Source organism: Rhodococcus sp. P4_B6 (assembly GCF_056402215.1).
This window is the reverse complement of sequence record NZ_JBFUHV010000088.1, coordinates 1-18,829: the sequence shown is the minus strand read 5'-3', so window position 1 is coordinate 18,829 and position 18,829 is coordinate 1. Positions and strand designations below refer to the sequence as shown.

Below are 18,829 nucleotides of genomic sequence, written 5' to 3'. Positions count from 1 at the left end.
GGCGTACGCCACGAATGTCATAGACCGCTCGTACACCGCCCAGCGAGCCGCAGCACTGTGTCCGGTCCGGCACTGCACCGTCGAGATCACCCGGCTAGACCGCCGCCTCCCTCCTCACCCATGCGGACCATGTCCAGCTCACTGACGCGTACAGATCCAATGATGACGAGTAATACCTGATGCTGGAGACAGCCAGCCGTCGACGGTCCCAGCGACGCCGAAGGGGCCGGCGATTCGCCGGCCCCTTCTGGTTTCTCACGACAACTGACGTTCGGCTCGGCTCCCTATCCCTTCACTCAGGATTGGCTCGACTTCGCCGACCAGAGAGGTCGGTGCCGAGGTCGGCAACGACGAATCGGCGCCCAAACCCTATTGAGCGAGCATGCCGGCGTCGACAAGGTGCTCGGCACCCGTGATGTACGACGATTCGTCCGATGCGAGGAAGAGCACGAGATTGGACACCTCGCCAGGCTCGGCGATCCTTCCCAGCGGGATCAAACCAAGCGCGTCACCGCCCGATTCGTCGGTCGCTTCCACCATCATCGGGGTCTGGATGAATCCGGGGTGGACGGAGTTCACCCGGATGTTTTTCGGGCCGTATTCGATCGCGGTGGCCTTTGTCATGCCACGTACCGCGAACTTGCTTGCAACATAGGCAAGGCTGGGGAATCCGTAGTTGGCCGCAATTCCGGCGATGGACGAGATGTTGACGACAGCTCCGATTCCTGCCCGTTCCATGCAAGGAAGGACGGACTTCATCCCGTAGAACACGCCGTCTTGGTTGATCGCGCACACCTTCCGATAGTCGGCGTCGCTCAGCTCCGCGGTTTGGGTGACCGGCCCGAGAACACCGGCATTGTTGACGAGGACCGTGATCTCACCGAAGGCGCGAACGCCGTGTTCGACCACCTCGTTCCACGACTGCAGATCGGTGACATCGTGATGGACGAAAAGAGCATTCGACCCGAGCTCTTCAGCAAGCGCTTTGCCTGCCTCATCCGACAGATCGGTCAGGATGACCTTGGCACCCTCCTCGACAAACTTCCGGGCGTGGGACGCCCCCATTCCGCGTGCCGCACCGGTCACGAGTGCAACCTTGCCGTCCAGTCTGTTCATTGCTCAATTCCTTCGCTGTGAGTTGAGATCTCAGGCGGTTCGCGACGGCAGCCGACTCGGCCACGTTGGCCAAGGTTCGACAGATCCGGCCGGACACCTCGGATGTGACGAGCGTCGCAAAAATCGCTCGCCATGTCAACGTCAACGTAAACGTCGACTTCAAAGTGCACAGGAATCGCGGACGTTCAAACATGCCATTCGAATCCGTCAAAGCCGACACTCATGGATCGGTGGTTCGCTACGCGATCGACGGTAGACCGGTCATCTTCTTCCACGGTGAGACCCCAACCGGCTGGGCGGCGACACCGACATCGCGCAGACGATCGTCGTTCACCAGTTATGACTGTCTAACAGGATATTCAGCTCACCGTATGCCCCGCGGCCGCAAGGCCGTCGCTACCTGATGGCGGCGGGTCATTCCAAGTTTGCGGAGGATCCGCACTACGTGCCCCTCGACCGTTCGAGGCGACACCACCATCCGGGCGGCGATCTCTTTGTTCGTCAGTCCGTCAGCTACGAGGCGGGCAACCTCGAGTTCACGCGGTGACAGCAGCGCCGTATCTGCAAATTCGTCCGCCTCGGGGACGCCAGGTACCTCTTCCTCCAACGCGAACCTGACCATCTCGGGTATCGACATCGCCGCACCACGGCGTCGACATTGCGCGAACCGCTCATCTCCGAGTCCGGCTCGCGCGGTTGCCTCGAATTGAGCACGTCGTTCCACCCAATGCCGGGATCCGTAGAGCTGCATACCGAACGAGTCCCACATTTGGGATGCCGCGCCGAGCAGGACTGCCGAACGTTCCTTCGATCCCGCGGCGGCCTCTGCCCAGCTGAGTAGGTCGGTCACCAGCGATGTGCCGACCACGTCGTCGAACTCCTTCTTGAGGGTGAGGCTTTCGATCGCACGGCGCAGAGCGTCGTCGTACCGTTCATCGGCCAAGGCGGCGAGACCGAGGCCGTAGATGGCATAGGACAGCATCCATTGCTCACCTGCGCGTTCCGAATGCACGCGTACGAACTCGAAGTGTTCGAGCGCGCGCGTGGGGTCGAGCATCGAGCAATAGAACATGCCCATCTCGATATGGAGCGCCCACAACAGATCGGTATTTTCCGGCAACTCCTCATACCTGGTGAGGGCATCCTGGAACAGCGGCTCAGCAGATTCGAAGTCACCACCCAGGTATTCCTTCAAGCCCTTGGTTTGTGTCGCGAAGGCGATGGTCGCGTTGTCCGCGCGCGCCGAAGCGAGGTGGATCGATTCGTCGAGAACATCGGATGCCGCCGACCGGTCACCTTGCATCGTCTGGACCAACCCCAGGGTTGCGAGCAGCCTGCCTCTGCGGGCGGTGGGGGCGGTGTCTATCTCGGCAATATGCATCAGCCACATACGGTGCTCACGCACCGAGAATCCGGAGGACCAGAGAAACCATGCGGTCGACACTAGTTCGGTGGCGGTGGCGAGCATCTCGTTGCTCGGTGCCGAGAGTGCGGTCTGCAAGGCTTTGCGCAGATTAGCGCGGTTGCTTCGCAGCAATTCGCCGGCTCGCTGTTGCCCGGAACTCCCCCAGGACTCGACGGAGGACCGGACGAGGGTCGAACATGACTCGAGGTGCCGCAGTTGTAGGGCGACGGCTTCGGTCGCACCGAGCTTGGCTGCGCCGTACTCGCGGATCGTTTCGAGCATGCGGAATCGGGCCCGCTCTCCCCGCTGCTCGCGTTGCAGCAGCGATTTTCCTACCAGGGAAGAGATGCCGTCGAGAATGAGTTCTGCGGGCAGCTCATCATCGCTGCACACCTGTTCCGCCATCGGTAGGTCGAATTCGTCGGCGAAGACGGATAAGCGGGCCCACAGCTTTTGCTGCGTCGATGTGCAGAGTTCGTAACTCCAGTCGACCGTGGCCTGCAGGCTGCGGTGACGTTCGGGTCCGGACCTGTTCCCCGTCGTCAGCAGCTCGAGTCGTCGATCGAGTCGCTCCTCGAGGTCTCGGACCGAGAGCACACTCAAACGCGCGCAGGCGAGTTCGATCGAGAGCGGGATACCGTCAAGCTGCATGCAGATTCGACGGACAGTGTCTCGGTTGCTCTCGGTCAGAGCGAAATCTGCAAGTACCGCGGCCGCCCGGCTTTCGAATAGTTGGAGGGCGGCGCCGATGGATGTCGGGTCATTGTTTCGGGTCGTTGAGAGCGGTGGCAACGTGAAGACGTGCTCGGCAGGAATCGCGAGTCGTTCGCGACTTGTGGCGACGATGCTGACCTGGGTGGTGTTGCGCAGGAGGTGGGCGGCAAGGTCCGCGCAGGAGTCGACGATGTGCTCGCAATTGTCGAGAACGATCAGCATCTGCTTGTGCCGAAGATGGTGAACCAGGATGTCTTCGACGGGGTGACCGGGTCGGTCGGGTTCGATGATGCCGAGTCCGTCGAGGACCGCCTGGGCAAGAAGTCCGGCGGTGTTCAGTGATGCCAGCTCGACGAAGCGGACACCGTCGGCGAATGCCCTACGAAAGTCGGTCGCCGCCTGGACTGCGAGTCGGGTCTTCCCGATGCCGCCGGGGCCGGTAATCGTAACGAGTCGCTCGGCACCCAAGAGTCTCCGAAGGGCGAACAGCTCCTCGTCTCGACCGATGAATCCGGTGGAGAAAGTGGGAATACTGCTGCCAGAGTGGGGAAGTGGGTCCACTTCTCCCAACTGGTTCGGCACTTCCGCGCGAATGCGGTGCACCAACTTGGCAAGTGTGTTCCGCGATCTGTCCCAACCAATGGTGCGGTGAACTTCGGCGATACTGATGTCGGGGTCTTCGGCCAGCGCGGTGCGGATCGATGATTCGAAGGCATCAGCGACTGATCCCTTTCGGGGGCGGTGGTCCCCGGGCGGCTCATCGTACGCAAGCGCACGGCGAACAGTATTCCGCGACATACCGAGACTTTCGGCGATCCCTTTGATGGTCGCGCCCTCGGCGTGAAGTTTGCGTATCTCGCGCCATTCGTCAGCGTTCACGATGCCCCTTCCCAGGTGCCCTGCCGCTTGGTCAGGAATCGTTCCTCACCGGTGGCATCGTGACACCGCGCAACTACGGGGTCAAGATCTGACATGTCGTGACACGCCTGTCGACATTGATCTCGCAGCAAGCGAGCAGCCCGTCCTGACCTGGGAAAATCAAGACTATCTGTGCGCTCGGTGAGATGCGTAGTGGATCGCGTAGTGGAACGGGTTCCCGTGCCGCCGAGGTATCGACAGAGTGATGGGCACCACATCGACGCGGAGTCGGTGACGGCTCCGCCCGGAGCCTTTGCATTGCTCCGCGGCTCAGTGCCTGGCGGACGGAGAACCCTCCGTCGGCATCCGATGGAACCCCTGGTGTTCACTATCGAGCGAGGAACGACATGGTTGACAACGGTGACTGGTGCGAGGTGCTACCAGTTGCAGACCTCTTGGTCCGCGGCGCCCGACGCCACCCTGACCGGGACTTGATCGTCTTCCCGGACAGCCGATACACCTACGCAGACGTGCTCGAACGAGCGACACACATTGCCCGGGGACTCCTCGCGCTCGGGATACGACGAGGCGACCACATCGGTCTACTCGCCCCGAACGGAATCGAATTCATCGAGGGATTCTTCGGCGCGGCACTGATCGGCGGTGTGATCGTTCCGCTCAATGCCCGGCACAAGGCGAGCGAAATCGGATACATCGTCGCGAATGCGGACCTCGCCGCACTGTTGACCGTCTCCGATGATCGCGCATACGTCGATTTTGTCGACGTCCTGCACGAAGCGCTTCCGTCGCTGGCCGAAGCCAACGCGGACGCGGGCCTGCACATACCGGAGGCACCCCTGTTGCGCGGGGCGATGCTCCTCCAAGGTGAGAGCAAAAGAGGATTCATCGGCCGCTCGACCCTAGACCGACTGGCGGGAACGGTGTCCCCAGAAGAGGTCGATCAGGTGCGGCGACGCGTCCGCGTCCGCGAGGCCGCAGCAATTCTGTACACCTCCGGCACAACCGCCAATCCCAAAGGCTGCGTCCTCACCCACGAGGCGGTGACCCGGGGACCGGTCGAGCGCGCCGGCAAACGGCTCGTCACCGATGACCGTCACATCAGCTGGGCCGGTGGTCCGCTCTTCCACATCGCCGCACTCTCGCCTCTGATCGGAGCGATGGGCGTAGGAGGAACCTACGTCACCGATGTATATTTCGAGCCCGGTCGTGCCCTCGCACTGATGAAGCGTGAGCGCCCTACAACCGTCTGGCCATGGTTCCCCGCGATGATGCAATCGTTGATGGACCACCCCTCGTTCGACCCAGCAGCACTCGACTCCCTTCGCTACATGTTCCTGATCGGACCGCGTGTCCTGATCGAGCAGGTTCAGCGGACGTTCCCGACCGCGGAGCTCGTCGCAGCATGTGGGATGACCGAAACCGCCGGCATCTATGCCCTCAGCGAGCGTTCCGACACCATTGCCGACCGATCGGGCACTCAGGGTAAGGCAGCCCCCGGGATCGAACTGCGCATTATCGATCCCGACACCGGCGCCGAACAACCTCAAGGCACACCGGGAGAAATGCTCGTACGCGCATATTGCGTCACGGAAGGTTATTACAAGGATCCGATCAAGACAGCAGCTGCCATCGACGGAGACGGGTGGTTCCATACCGGCGATTTGTACAGTCGGACCGAGACGGACTGCCTCGTATTCCACGGCAGGTTGAAAGACATGCTCAAGGTCGGCGGCGAGAACGTTGCGGCCATCGAGGTCGAGGCCTTTCTCTGTGAGCATCCATCTGTCAAGACCGCTGCCGTCATCGGCCGACCCGACGAGCGCCTCGACGAAGTCCCCGTAGCGTTCATCGAAATTCGCGAGGGGCACAGCATCGAACCCGATGAACTGATCGAATTCTGCCAAGGCAGGATCGCCCGGTACAAGGTCCCCCGCGCGGTGCACCTCGTCCACCCCGATGATTGGCCGATGTCGGCGACCAAGATCAACAAGCGCGCACTCGTCGAGCGCCTCGCGGCAATCGAATCCAGCGTCGGCGCACTTCAATAATTCGATGGCATTCAGTCCACGCAATGTGGTCTTTCCGAACCAATGTCTGGAGACATCTTTCATGACAACCCCCGAGCAAAACATAGAAATCGCGAACAATTTCGCCAAGGTGTTTTCAACAGGAGATGTGGACGCCATTCTTGATTGCCTCCATCCCAATGCCACTTACTGGGTGTCCGGGCAGATCGAGGGAATGTCGGGCAACTACGACAAGGAACGCTTTGGTGAACTGCTCCGCGGAGTGACGAGCATCTATAAAGAAGGCGCACTGCAGATCACACCCACAGGGGCAATCGCGCAGGGCGACCGAGTTGCCGTCGAGGCGGAGTCCTACGCAGAACTCAACAATGGTCGCATCTATCAGAACCAGTATCACTTCTTATTCGACATCGCCGACGGAAAAATTATTCATGTCAAGGAGTACATGGACACCAAACACGCTTACGACATCTTCTACTCCTGAACTGACCCGCCCGGCGAGGCGCGGTGGCCACAAAGTGCTCGCCCAGGAACACCCTCCCCCGATGAAAGGACAGAACAATGACAATGGAAACAGGACTGATCGTCCACCCGTACATGCGTCCAGAACGAACTGCCGGCCAGACGTTCGATTGGTGCGTCCAGCAGGCCATCGAGGCCGATAAGATCGGCTTCGACTCGATCATGTTCTCCGAGCACGCATCACAGCGTTGGGAGAACATCCCCAACCCTGAGCTGATTATCGCAGCAGCCGCACGCCAGACCGAGCGGATCAAGTTTGCGCCGATGGCTCACATCCTTCCCCACCACAATCCTGCGAAGCTCGCGATCATGGTCGGCTGGCTGTCGCAGATCCTCGAGGGCCGGTACTTCCTCGGCGTCGGTGCCGGCGCCTATCCGGACGCCTCGTACATTCATGGCATCAAGAATGGCGAAGACACGCAGTTCACCAACGAGATGGTCCGCGAATCGCTCGAGATCATGGAGAAGATCTGGAAGCGCGAGCCGTTCTTCTACGAGGGGCGTTTTTGGAATGCGGGCTACCCGGAAGAGAAGCACGGTGAAGAGGGCGATGACCAGCACAAGCTGGCTGACCTCAGTCCGTGGGGTGGTGCACCGGAGATCGCCGTGACCGGGTTCAGTGCCAAGTCACCGTCGATGAAGTTTGCGGGCGAGCGCGGATTCCGGCCGATGTCGATCTTCTCCGGGCTGGACGCTCTGAAGATGCACTGGGACATCTACTCCACCGCCGCAGAGGCCAATGGGCACGTCGCCGATCGGGCGCGTTACCACGTGTCCCAGACGGTGTTCGTCGCGGACACGGACAAAGAGGCGAAGCGGCTTGTGATGGAAGGGCCTATCGGATACTGCTTCGAGCGCTACCTCATTCCGATCTGGTGGCGATTCGGCATGATGGACGGATTCATCAAGGACGCCGGAGCRGACAGGGCCGACGTCGATCTCGAGTGGGTTGTCGACAACGTGTTCTGTGTGGGTTCACCGGACACCGTGGTGGAGAAGATCAATACATTGTTCGAGGCCAGCGGCGGCTGGGGCACGCTGCAGATCGAATCCCACGACTACTCGGACGATCCCGCGCCCTGGTTCAATTCTCTGGCGATGATTCAGAGCGAAGTAGCGCCCAGGATTTCCCTTCCGCAGCCCGCCAACGCAGCCGTATAACGGCTGTTTGCTGGGGCCTGCTCCGCGATCAGGAGCAGGCCCCGCCGTCCGGTCCCACGCCCATGTTGCGGCGACGCCGCTACGCATTACCTCGGGAAACAAACGGGCGAAAATCCGCGCCCGAGGCCAACCGTCTTGCAGGAACTCCCACCTGCGCGTGTGTGCGGTTCCTGACTCTTGGGCAAATCAGTCGATATTACGGAAGCAGCAGTCGTGGACCACCTACTCGAGTCTCGAGCCCAACGGTCCCTCGACACGTGAGGGTTTCGTCTGTTCGCGAGGCCGCGGGGCGCAGGAACTCGACTCGTTGCTGGCCGGTTCCTCGCTCGATGGGAATTCGTACCTCGCGTGGGAGCGGCGAGGTGTCGCGCTCGCAGAACCGTACTTGAACGTCGTGAATGACGTGTCGAGACATCTAAGAACAGGAATCAGCATGGCAACGATCAAAACCCGCGGAGCGATCCTGCGCGAACAGCCAGGCAAGTTCGAGATCGTCGAACTCGATCTCGACGAGCCTCGGCAGGGAGAACTACTCATCAAGATGGCGGCATCGGGCCTTTGCCACACCGAGGCCAGCATCGCCGCCGGACACATGGGCATCGGCCACTTCCCGATGTGTGTCGGACACGAAGGATCTGGCGTCGTGGAGATGGTCGGCCCCCATACCCCCGGCTGGGAGGTCGGCGACCATGTCGTACTGTCCTGTCTACCGCAGTGCGGACGCTGCAAGATGTGCGCAACCGGGCACGGAAACCTGTGCGACCTCGCACAGCACTTGATGCTCGGCTCCCGGTTCGATGACCCCCAGAGCTGGCGGATGTCCCTCGAAGGTAAACCGGTCGGTCAGTGGTGTGGTGTCGGCACGTTCTCGGAATACACCACAGTGGGCGTGGTGTCCGCAGTCAAGATCGACAAGTCCATCCCCCTCGACAAGGCGTGTCTGGTCGGGTGCGGCGTCAACACCGGGTGGGGATCCGGCTTCAACATGGCGCAGCCGGTCCCCGGTGACACCGTGATCGTTATGGGCATCGGCGGCATCGGCGCCTTCGCCTTACAAGGAGCCCGCCACGGCGGCGCTACCAACGTCATTGCAGTTGACCCTGTGGAATTCAAGCGATCCAAGGCACTCGAGATCGGCGCGACACACACCGCCGCCGACATGACCGAGGCCACCGAGATCGCCCGAAGCCTGACCAACGGCCAAGGCGCGGCGGCAACCATCGTCACCGTCGGCACCCTCGAGCCAGAACACATCACCGAAGCCTTCGACTCCGTCGCCAAGCGGGGCACCGTCGTACTCACTGCGCTCGGCGACTCAGCGCACGTCGGACTGCCGATTTCTCCGTTCGAGTTGACGCTCTATCAAAAACGCATCCAGGGGTCGATGTTCGGCGGAGTAGCCCCGATGTGGGACGTCACCAAGATGCTTGACATGTACAAGGCCGGCCAACTCAAACTCGACGAGATCATCACTCGCACCTATTCCCTCGACGAACTCGACCAGGGATACGCCGATATGCACGCTGGCCTCAACATCCGCGGCGTCATCATCTACTGATCCTCCGGTGCCGCTAGCTCCCTCGACCAAACCTCGAGCGGCAGCGCATGCCGAAACCAACCCGGGCAGGTCGACGACTGTGTCCGGGTCGGTTCCGGCACCAATCGTTTGGACTTCGGTGGATGTCGAATTACTAGATGACCACGACTTTCTGGTACTCGTGCTTGCATCGACCCCGTGTTCGTGCGGTCATAACTTCTCAAACGAGGCTGCAAGCGATCGACAACTTCCCCCATGCGACGCCGGACCCGACGTACGAAAAGCTCGCATAACATTTCGAAGGGATCAACCATGACCGACGCGGTACTCGTCGACGTCATCCGCCTCGCCTCGGGCAAGGGCAAACCCGGTGGCGCACTGTCCGGTACGCATCCGGTGGAGTTGCTTGCGCATGTGCTGCGTACCCTGGTCGACCGCAACGACATCGACCCCGCCCAGATCGACGACGTCATCGGCGGCTGCGTCTCACAAGTCGGTGAGCAGGCGGTGAACATCTCGCGGACCGCGCTGCTGTCCGCCGGGTTCCCCGACTCGGTTCCCGCCACCACGATCGACCGCCAGTGCGGCTCGAGCCAGCAGGCGGCGCACTTCGCCGCGCAGGGCGTCATCGCCGGCGCCTACGACATCGTGATCGCCGCAGGGGTGGAGTCGATGTCGCGGATCCCTTTGGGTAGTGCGTCACTCGGGCAGGACACCTTCGGTCCCGGTGTCGCCGCCCGCTACCCCGAGGGACTGGTCAACCAGGGCATCTCCGCCGAATTGATCGCCGCCAAGTGGAAGTTCGACCGCGACACCCTCGACGCCTTTTCCGCGCAGTCGCATCGCCGTGCCGCCGACGCCCTGTCGAAGGGCTTGTTCGACAAGGARATCGTCCCGATCTCGGTCACCAACGCCGCCGGTGAGACGGTGACCCACACCGCCGACGAGACCGTGCGCGCCTCCACCACCGCCGAGGGACTGTCCGGGCTCAAGTCGTCGTTCTACTCCGAGAAGTACGCGGCCCGGTTCCCCGAGGCGCAGTGGCACATCACCCCGGGCAACTCGTCGCCGCTGACCGACGGCGCGTCCGCGGCGCTGATCATGAGCGAGGAGATGGCGTCGAAGCTGGGGCTGACCCCGCGGGCCCGGTTCCATTCGTTCGCCGTTGCCGGTGACGACCCGGTCTTCATGCTCACCGCGCCGATCCCGGCGACGAAGAAGATCCTCGCGAAGTCGGGGCTGAGCATCGACGACATCGACGCCTACGAGGTCAACGAGGCGTTCGCGCCTGTGCCGCTGGCGTGGGCGCACGAGTTCGGGGCCGACCCGGCCAAGCTCAACCCGTGGGGCGGCGCCATCGCGCTCGGGCACGCACTCGGTTCGTCGGGCACCCGTCTGCTGAGCACGCTGGTCAACAACCTCGAGGCCACCGGCGGACGCTACGGCCTGCAGACCATGTGCGAAGGCGGTGGGCTGGCGAACGCCACCCTCATCGAACGCATCTAACTTGCATAGCCAATCTTTCGTTGTCAGCCACGGCGAAGACCCGTCGCTGCATAGCGAATAGCCGGCTGCACCGTTCACTTCCTCAGTCGTACCCACAAGATCGAATCTCGGCGGCAACGCCTCGAGTTGCACCAACCATAGGAGAACCAATGAACATCACCGGCGCCGTTGCCGTCGTCACCGGTGGCGCATCCGGCCTCGGCAACGCCACCGCTCGCGCCTTGCACGAGCGTGGAGCTCACCTTGTACTGCTGGACCTGCCGTCCTCTGGAGGCGACGTCGCCGCAAAGGAAATCGGCAAGGGCGCCTACTTCACGCCTGCCGACGTCACCTCTTCTGGTGACGTCATGTCGGCCATGGACTTCGCCGCATCCCTCGGAGATCTACGTGCAGTCGTCAACTGCGCAGGCGTAGGGACGCCGGGCAAGGTCCTCGGGAAGAAGGGCCCCCTCCCCCTCTCCGATTTCGAGCGAGTGATTCGCATCAACCTGATCGGAACCTTCAACGTGATTCGACTGGCCGCCGAGAAGATCGCTCAGACTGAGCCGGTGGACGGCGAACGTGGTGTCATCATCGACACAGCGTCCGTCGCGGCCTTCGACGGTCAGATCGGCCAGCCCGCGTACGCCGCATCGAAGGGTGGTGTCGCGGCAATKACGTTACCGATTGCCCGCGAACTTGCACGTCATCTCATCCGAGTAGTCACCATCGCACCCGGGATCTTCGAAACACCCATGCTGGCCGGACTTCCCGAGGATGCACAAACCTCCCTTGGCCAGCAGGTTCCACACCCATCTCGACTCGGTAAAGCTACCGAGTACGCAGCTCTTGCGGCTCACATCATCGACAACGCCATGCTCAACGGCGAAACCATCCGCCTCGATGGAGCCATCCGCATGGCACCAAGATAAACAGCGGCCAATCCCAGAATGAGGTGACCTTGCCCCTCGTGTCGGCAGCGTGTGTTCTCCCGGCGGAGCGCAGCGGAGCCGGGAAAGTCGTAGTGGTGTTGTGCCGGGGGTGAAGGTGACGATGTAACGAGGACTTCAAGTAGATGGTTCTCGATCCGCAACCGGTACCGCAAACCAGCGCTCGTGGGAACCAGATGGCAGCCGGGCCCCGAGATCGTGAAACGGATGTCCCAGTTCTAGTGCAGGTGCAGGTGCAGGTGCCAGACGATGACCAGGAGGGGCCGACCGACCGCGACGATGGCTCGCTTCTGCCCCGTCTTATCCCATCCGCCTGGCCCCGTGCGCGCGCACCGCGGAAGGTGTCGGTCCTGTCGGTAACGAGRCCCGCTACCCTCGGGCACGGGCGAAGTAGCGGTTGCCGTGTCCGCGGGAGCCGTGCCCCTTGGTCGTGCCAGCCGAGAAGTTGATCCCGGGAGAGAATTTCGCCCACGAGCACAGGTGCATCCGGTGGCGGGGAATCGCGACATGTACACCCCGCCCTCGGGGGGAAGGGCGGCAGCGGGTCCGACACCCGGGAATTTCATCCAGCCGCGCCGCCGCCGACACGAAAGAGGTCCGCTGCGCTTCGATCTGCTCGCCGGTTGCTCGCAGTTCGTCAGTGCAGGCTATCCCTTATCCATTCCCACCCGTCGTAAAGCGTAGTTCCGTGCGGTGAGGAACCGTCCCTGGTTCGCCCACAACCGGACCGCTTTTCCACCGCGACGGTTCCCCGTGGTCCCAGGTGTGACGCGGCGGCGGACCTGGTGGTCATATCGTCGGCGGGTTCGGTATCAGTCCCTGGGTGCGGTTCTCTGCCGCGTGCAACGCTGCCCTCAAGCCCGGGAGCCGAGCCCGGGCGTGGGAGATCGTTCGATATGACGCGCGGGCATGAACCCATGCGCGTGCGTTCACCAGCCGTCGCGACCAGACCGAACGGATTGTGCTGCCGACGTCGTTCACCTTTCGAGAAGTCCAGGCAAATCCCCAGAAATCGTTATCCTGAAATTACAACGACCTGAGGTGAGCGGCCGGGCGCATCCTCGATGGTCGTACCAACGAGGGGCCTGTGCTCCCCATCGTTTGGGGAGACGGAGCGAGGACACGCTGATGGCCGCAGGTGATCCATTCGAGACCGAGCGAGCCGTGGCTCCCTCAGTGACGGTCGAGCTGAGTGCGGCCGGGTTCGAGGATGCCCTCGAAATCGGACGCGGTGGCTTCGGTGTGGTCTACCGCTGCCGCCAGCCGGCGCTGGACCGCACCGTGGCAGTCAAAATTCTGACCGACGACCTGGACGAGGAGAACCGGGCTCGGTTCTTCCGGGAACAGCGGGCGATGGGTCGCCTCACCGGTCACCCGAACATCGTCACCGCCCTACACGTCGGTTTGACCGACAATGGCCGCCCCTACATCGTGATGCCCTTTCACCAGCAAGATTCCCTCGATGCGGGGATCCGCCGCGGCGGTCCGCTGCCGTTAAGCGAGGCGTTGCGGCTAGGGATAAAGATGGCGGGGGCGGTGGAGTCGGCGCACCGGCTCGGCGTTCTGCACCGGGACGTGAAACCCGCGAACATCCTGCTCACCGATTACGGCGAGCCGGCGCTGACTGATTTCGGCATCGCCCACGTATCCGGCGGCTTCCAAACCACTACCGGCACCGTCACCGGCTCACCCGCCTTCACCGCCCCCGAGGTGCTCAGCGGCGAGCCCCCCACCCCCGCCTCAGACATCTACAGCCTCGGCGCGACCCTGTTCAGCGCGCTCACCGGGCATGCCGCATTCGAACGCCGCAGCGGTGAACAGGTCGTCGCGCAATTCCTGCGGATCACCAGCCAACCGGTCCCGGACCTGCGCGACCAGGGCGTCCCCGACGAGTTGAGCGGGGTCATCGAACGGGCCATGGCCGCAAACGCGCGGGAGCGTCCCGCCACTGCCGCCAAGTTCGGTGACGAACTGCGCCGGATCCAACACGACCAGGGCCTCCCGGTCGACGACATGGCCCTGACGGGCGAACCGGCTACCACACGGCGCGATCCGGACCCGGTGCCCGACCAGGCGCACACCAACACGGGGGTGCCCAAACCATCGGCGGCGCCCGCCGTCCGGGCCTCGGCCGGCGGGCTGCCCCTCGAGCTCACCAATTTCGTCGGTCGCCGCCACGAGCTCACCGAGGCGAGGAATCTGCTGTCCACCTCGCGTCTGGTGACGTTGACCGGCATCGGCGGCGTCGGCAAGACACGTCTCGCCCTGCGAGTGGCCGCCGACGCAAGGCGGGGCTTCAGCGACGGTATGCGGTGGGTCGAGCTGGGCGAGTTGCATGATGGATCGTTGGTGGTTGACATGGTGGCCGCCGCCCTGGGGGTGCGGGATCGGTCCTCGCGGCGCCTCGACGACGTGCTGGCGCAGTTCCTCGGCACCCGGCACCTGCTGCTCGTGCTGGACAACTGTGAGCAGGTGGTGGATGCGGTCGCCACACTGGCCGAGATGCTGCTGCGCAACTGCCCGGATCTGCAGATCCTGACCACCAGCCGCGAACCCCTCGCCCTCGGTGGGGAAGCAGTGCTGCGCGTGCCGCCGCTGACGGTCCCCGACCCGGACCGCGAGCCGACCCTGCACGGGCTCCCCCAATACGACGCGGTGACGTTGTTCGCGCAGCGGGCCGCCGCCGCGGTGCCGGGATTCGAGGTCACCGAGGACAACCGGGTCACGGTGGCCCGGATCTGCCGACAACTCGACGGCCTGCCGCTTCCTATCGAGTTGGCGGCGGCACGGTTGCGGGCGATGTCGCCCGAGCAGATTCTGCAGCGACTCACCGACCGGTTCACGCTGCTTACCCTGGGCAGCCGCGCTGCGCCAACGCGGCAGCAGACGCTGAGGCTGTCCATCGACTGGAGTCACGACCTCTGCATGCCGCGGGAACAACTGCTGTGGGCCCGGCTGTCGGTGTTCGCCGGCAGTTTCGAACTAGACGCGGCCGAGGACGTCTGCGGCGAGGGTATGGCCGCGGCGGATCTGCTCGATGCGGTGGGTGCGCTGGTCGACAAGTCGATCCTGATCCGAGAGGACGCGGGCCCGGTAGTGCGGTTCCGGATGCTCGAGACGCTGCGTGACTACGGCAGGGAGAAGTCCGAGCAGTCCGGAGAGCACCCCGCGTTGCGGCGGCGGCACCGGAACTGGTACCAGCAGTTGGTATTACAGGCGAACACCGAGTGGATCGGTCCCCGGCAGCAGGAGTGGGTCGCACGACTCGAGCGGGAACTACCGAACCTGCGCGAGGCGATGAGATTATGTCTGTCCGGGCCCGGCGATGACGCGACCGCAGGGTTACGGATCGCCGCATCCCTGTTCCAGTTCTGGCTCTCCCGCGGCCTGCTCAGTGAGGGGCGGCATTGGCTCGACCGGGCCCTCGCCCACGGGGCCGGGCGGGCGACCGCGGCACAAGTCGAAGCACTCTACGCCAGCAGCGTGCTGGCGGACGTGCAGGGCGAGATCGCGGCGAGCGGTGTCCTGGTCGAGGAGGCGCAGGCCCTGGCCGAGCGGATGGCCGACCCTCTGGTCCACGCGCGTGTTGCCCATGCCGACGGCCTCCTGGCGCTCTACAGCGGTGATATTCCCCGCGCCTGCACCCGACTGGAGGAAGCCCTGGAGGTGTTCGGCGCGCGCGACAACTTGTCGGAGCGGGTGTGGATTCTGATGATGCTCGGGCTGGCGTACGAACTACAGGGAGATGCTGCCCAAGCCATCACCTGCCATCGGCAGGTGCTGGACATCACCGAAGCCCACGGCGAATCGGTGTTTCGGTCGTACTCGCTGTGGGCCATGGGGGTGGCGGTCCTGCAGCAGGGCGATCGCGGTCAAGCGCTTCGGTTACTGGAGGAGTGTCTGCGGCTGGTCCGGTTGTTGGACGAACCACTCACTGCCGCAGTGACCCTGGAGGCATGGGCATGGATCGTCGCCGACCAAGACGCACGACGCGCCGCCGTCCTGTTGGGGGCCGCGGAGGCGCTGGGCCGGTCCGTCGGGAGCTCCCCGGTTATGTTCGACAACCTCTTCGTCCGCCACGAGGAGTGTGAGCGGCAGGCCCGCCGGGCACTCGGTAAGCAAGCGTTCGAGGCGGCCCGCCGGGAGGGTGCCGCACTCGGGTTCGAGGAGGCCGTCGCCTACGCCCTCGGCGAGCACGCCCCGGGTGCGGCACCGCCGACTGGTGACACGACGAGCCTGACCAAGCGTGAGCGGCAGGTCGCCGACCTGGTCTCCCAGGGCATGACCAACAAGGCCATCGCCACCCATCTCGTGATATCCCCACGCACCGCGCAGGGCCACGTGGAACACATCCTCACCAAACTCGGGTTCACCTCACGAGCCCAGATCGCGGCCTGGGTCGTCGAGCACGCACGGAATGAGCGTGCCTGAACATCGCCTGCACATTCCAGCGAACAACTCTGGCGAGCTTCGCAATTGTCGGTCTCGACGAGGCGTGGACTGTCAGGAATGCTGTGGATCGGGCTCCTTCATGACGAAATTGCACGGGTCGTCGGCGCCTGATGTGGTAGCAGTTCACTGCCCGACAAGGGCGACTCGTCGAGGATCCCATTCCCCATGGCAATCGCCGGCGCGGCCCGGGGCATGTTCCTGTCCGAACTCCGAAACTGGCTCAACACGGACGACGATCGTGAAGACATCCTCAACCGACTCGATCACAACTTGAAAACAGTTTTCACTGCGTTGAGAGGGCTGTTGGCTCAACAGTCAGGTGGGACTGCTCAGTCGACTCGAGCGAGCAGTCGCGGACAACGCTCACGGTAAGCCAACTGAGCACCCATCGGCGCCGAAGCGCACCGTTTCCGTCTGCTCTATCTGCTCTATGGCCGCACTCGCTCGCTCGCCACGGAGGTTGTGCATAGCGCTTCTGCCGCAGAATTATCAGAAGTCCGCTGCACTGCACAACGCAGGGAAATACGGCGAAGCCATGCGTCGCGTGCAGTCGGCTTCTGACGATGCCGGTTCAGGAGTCGAGTGCAAGGTCTGCAGCGAGCGAGTCGAGCCGGGGAGAATCGTGTGTTAGTTCAGCCGTTCGAGGACCATCGCCATGCCCTGTCCGCCTCCGACGCACATGGTTTCGAGGCCGAACTGCTTGTCGTGGGTGGTCAGGTTGTTGAGCAGGGTCGCGGTGATGCGGGCACCGGTCATGCCGAAGGGGTGTCCGAGGGCGATCGCGCCGCCGGACACGTTCAGCTTGTCCTCGTCGATGTTCAGCTCCCGCGCCGACCCGAGCACCTGCACCGCGAACGCCTCGTTGATCTCGACGAGGTCGATGTCGGAGATACCCATCCCGCGATCGCGAGGGCGCGCTTGGTGGCCTCGATCGGGCCGAGACCCATGATTTCCGGCGACAGACCGGACACCCCGGTGGACACGATCCGGGCCAGCGGGGTCAGCCCCAGCTCCTTGGCCTTGGTGTCGGACATGATCACCAGGGCGGCGGCGCCGTCGTTGAGCGGGCACGCGTTACCGGCGGTGACGGTGCCATCCGGGCGGAACACCGGCTTGAGCTGGCTGACAGCCTCATAGGTGGTGCCGGCGCGGGGGCCGTCGTCGGTGGACACGACGGTGCCGTCGTCACGCTCACACCCGGGGTGCGGGGCGGATTGCATGTGCGCGACCTTGGCCGCGGCCTGCTCCGGTTATGAACACGACCTTGCCGGCGAGTCGATCTGTCATGGGATGTCCTTTTCTCGAAGTTGATTCGAAGGTCGATTGACTTCGCATCTGAGTTTGTGGGGTCCGGGGCCGTGTTTGAGTGGTGCGCCGGACTCGTGTGCCCACGCGCGATTCAGCTAGGACATCTACTCGGTCGTGGCCGATCGTCGTGCCGATGCTCTGCAGGCGCATCCCGCGTTGATCCGACCAGAAGTACGGAGCGCTGGAGAATACGTCCTCCTCGTGGTCGTCGAGAAGTCTTCGCGCCGCGAACGTTCCTTGCTCGATCGCGTTCGTCCAGTGCTCGACTCGCATTCGTCTGGTAGAGCGGATTCCACCAACTGGCCACATCTCCGGCGGCAACGACACCCCACGTGCCCTCTACCGCACACGTGGCATCGCAGCGGACTCCATCGGTGAGGTCCAGGCCGGACGAAGCCATCCACGCGACCGATGGGGCCGATCCGATCGCAACGAGTACGGTGTCCGCTTCGACGATTCGACCATCGCTCAATGCGACGCCGCGGACTTCACCACTTGCACCCTCGACGAGTGCGGACACCGACACCCGGCGAACAACTCGACGCCTCGGTCGCGGTGAATCCGGGAAAGGTGGTCGCTGAACGCGGTCCCCAGGACCCGCCCCAATGGGCGCGCGGACGCCTCGAGTACGGTCACTCGTTTGCCCATCGCCCGCGCCACCGCCGCGACCTCGAGTCCGATGAACCACCGCCAACGATCGCCACGGATGTCGATCCTCGCAACTTTTCGCTCATGAGACGGGAGTCGCCCAGGGTGCGCAGGGTGTACACACCATGCAGAAGGGGGGTGAAGGGGTTCGGTCGGGCGTGTACGCCCGTCGCAATGATCAGGCCATCGAATGGAATGACCGTCGAGCCTGATTCCACGGTGGCAGTCAGCTCGCGGGACTGCAGGTCGAGTCTCTCCAGCCTGTGCGCGGAAACTACTGGGCCGGTGAGGACTTCACGGATCTAGCGGAGGCGCAACAGCGGGCCGAAGCGTGGTGCCGTGACACCGCCGGGATGCGGACGCACGGCACCACCGCGGCCCGCCCACTCGAGGTGTTCGACGAGGACGAGGCACCGATGCTGCTGGCCGTTCCACCGGTCTACGACGTGCCGATCTTCAAACAGGTCAAGGTGCACCGCGACTTTCATGCCGAGGTGGYCAAGGCGTTGTATTCGATACCGGGACAGTGGATCGGCTCCACCCTCGAGGTGCGGGCGGACAGTGCGCTGGTGAAGTTCTATCTGCGCGGAACCCTGGTGAAGGTGCACCCGCGCCAGCCCGCCGG

11 protein-coding genes and 2 pseudogenes are annotated in these 18,829 nt (G+C 63.5%); 8 read left to right on the top strand and 5 right to left on the bottom strand.

Features of this window, described 5'->3' with window-relative positions:
- Nucleotides 1-369: 369 nt before the first annotated feature.
- Together AC1DWT_RS31240 and AC1DWT_RS31235 are read right to left on the bottom strand one after the other, a co-directional pair.
- Nucleotides 370-1,116, bottom strand: a complete 747-nt coding sequence (locus tag AC1DWT_RS31240) for a glucose 1-dehydrogenase (protein ID WP_477923621.1) — start codon at nt 1,114-1,116, stop codon at nt 370-372.
- Nucleotides 1,117-1,480: 364 nt separating this feature from the next.
- Nucleotides 1,481-4,033: an ATP-binding protein gene (locus AC1DWT_RS31235; RefSeq protein WP_477923640.1), complete on the bottom strand. Its 2,553-nt coding sequence runs from the start codon at nt 4,031-4,033 to the stop codon at nt 1,481-1,483.
- A gap of 467 nt (nt 4,034-4,500) precedes the next feature.
- Between AC1DWT_RS31235 and AC1DWT_RS31230 the strand changes: the two genes are divergently transcribed.
- The 7 genes from AC1DWT_RS31230 (at nt 4,501) to AC1DWT_RS31200 (ending at nt 16,227) form a co-directional block, all read left to right on the top strand.
- Complete coding sequence (locus AC1DWT_RS31230; protein WP_477923619.1) at nt 4,501-6,162, top strand: class I adenylate-forming enzyme family protein; 1,662 nt, start codon at nt 4,501-4,503, stop codon at nt 6,160-6,162.
- A 61-nt stretch (nt 6,163-6,223) separates the two neighbouring features.
- The gene (locus tag AC1DWT_RS31225; protein WP_477923618.1) at nt 6,224-6,625 is read left to right on the top strand and encodes a nuclear transport factor 2 family protein; all 402 of its coding nucleotides are present in this window, start codon (nt 6,224-6,226) and stop codon (nt 6,623-6,625) included.
- A gap of 77 nt (nt 6,626-6,702) precedes the next feature.
- Complete coding sequence (locus tag AC1DWT_RS31220) at nt 6,703-7,824, top strand: LLM class flavin-dependent oxidoreductase (RefSeq protein WP_477923616.1); 1,122 nt, start codon at nt 6,703-6,705, stop codon at nt 7,822-7,824.
- Between the two features lie 442 nt (nt 7,825-8,266).
- Complete coding sequence (locus AC1DWT_RS31215; protein WP_141471913.1) at nt 8,267-9,382, top strand: NDMA-dependent alcohol dehydrogenase; 1,116 nt, start codon at nt 8,267-8,269, stop codon at nt 9,380-9,382.
- Between the two features lie 291 nt (nt 9,383-9,673).
- The gene (locus AC1DWT_RS31210) at nt 9,674-10,867 is read left to right on the top strand and encodes a thiolase family protein (protein ID WP_477923614.1); all 1,194 of its coding nucleotides are present in this window, start codon (nt 9,674-9,676) and stop codon (nt 10,865-10,867) included.
- Nucleotides 10,868-11,016: 149 nt separating this feature from the next.
- Complete coding sequence (locus tag AC1DWT_RS31205; RefSeq protein WP_477923612.1) at nt 11,017-11,778, top strand: SDR family NAD(P)-dependent oxidoreductase; 762 nt, start codon at nt 11,017-11,019, stop codon at nt 11,776-11,778.
- A gap of 1,146 nt (nt 11,779-12,924) precedes the next feature.
- Nucleotides 12,925-16,227 carry a protein kinase domain-containing protein gene (locus AC1DWT_RS31200; RefSeq protein WP_477923610.1) on the top strand — a complete coding sequence of 1,101 codons (3,303 nt, stop codon included), beginning with the start codon at nt 12,925-12,927 and terminating at the stop codon, nt 16,225-16,227.
- A gap of 648 nt (nt 16,228-16,875) precedes the next feature.
- Here AC1DWT_RS31200 and AC1DWT_RS31195 read toward each other — a convergent pair.
- The 3 genes and pseudogenes from AC1DWT_RS31195 to AC1DWT_RS31185 all read right to left on the bottom strand — a co-directional run.
- Nucleotides 16,876-17,432 (bottom strand): annotated as a pseudogene (locus tag AC1DWT_RS31195) (acetyl-CoA C-acyltransferase); the annotation flags it as partial.
- A gap of 215 nt (nt 17,433-17,647) precedes the next feature.
- Nucleotides 17,648-18,076: an FAD-dependent oxidoreductase gene (locus tag AC1DWT_RS31190; RefSeq protein WP_477923608.1), complete on the bottom strand. Its 429-nt coding sequence runs from the start codon at nt 18,074-18,076 to the stop codon at nt 17,648-17,650.
- Nucleotides 18,025-18,422, bottom strand: a pseudogene (locus AC1DWT_RS31185) (FAD-dependent oxidoreductase). Before AC1DWT_RS31185 ends, AC1DWT_RS31190 begins: the two are co-directional and overlap by 52 nt.
- 45 nt (nt 18,423-18,467) lie before the next feature.
- On the opposite strand from AC1DWT_RS31185, the gene AC1DWT_RS31180 reads away from it, so the two are divergent.
- The coding region (locus AC1DWT_RS31180) for a Mu transposase domain-containing protein (RefSeq protein WP_477923606.1) at nt 18,468-18,829 on the top strand (362 nt) is incomplete at its 3' end.

What these genes read in the sequence shown, in the direction of transcription:
- AC1DWT_RS31240 (WP_477923621.1), bottom strand. Translation starts at nt 1,116, where the DNA reads ATGAACAGACTGGACGGCAAGGTTGCACTCGTGACCGGTGCGGCACGC.
- AC1DWT_RS31225 (WP_477923618.1), top strand. Translation starts at nt 6,224, where the DNA reads ATGACAACCCCCGAGCAAAACATAGAAATCGCGAACAATTTCGCCAAG.
- AC1DWT_RS31230 (WP_477923619.1), top strand. Translation starts at nt 4,501, where the DNA reads ATGGTTGACAACGGTGACTGGTGCGAGGTGCTACCAGTTGCAGACCTC.
- AC1DWT_RS31200 (WP_477923610.1), top strand. Translation starts at nt 12,925, where the DNA reads ATGGCCGCAGGTGATCCATTCGAGACCGAGCGAGCCGTGGCTCCCTCA.
- AC1DWT_RS31235 (WP_477923640.1), bottom strand. Translation starts at nt 4,033, where the DNA reads ATGTCGCGGAATACTGTTCGCCGTGCGCTTGCGTACGATGAGCCGCCC.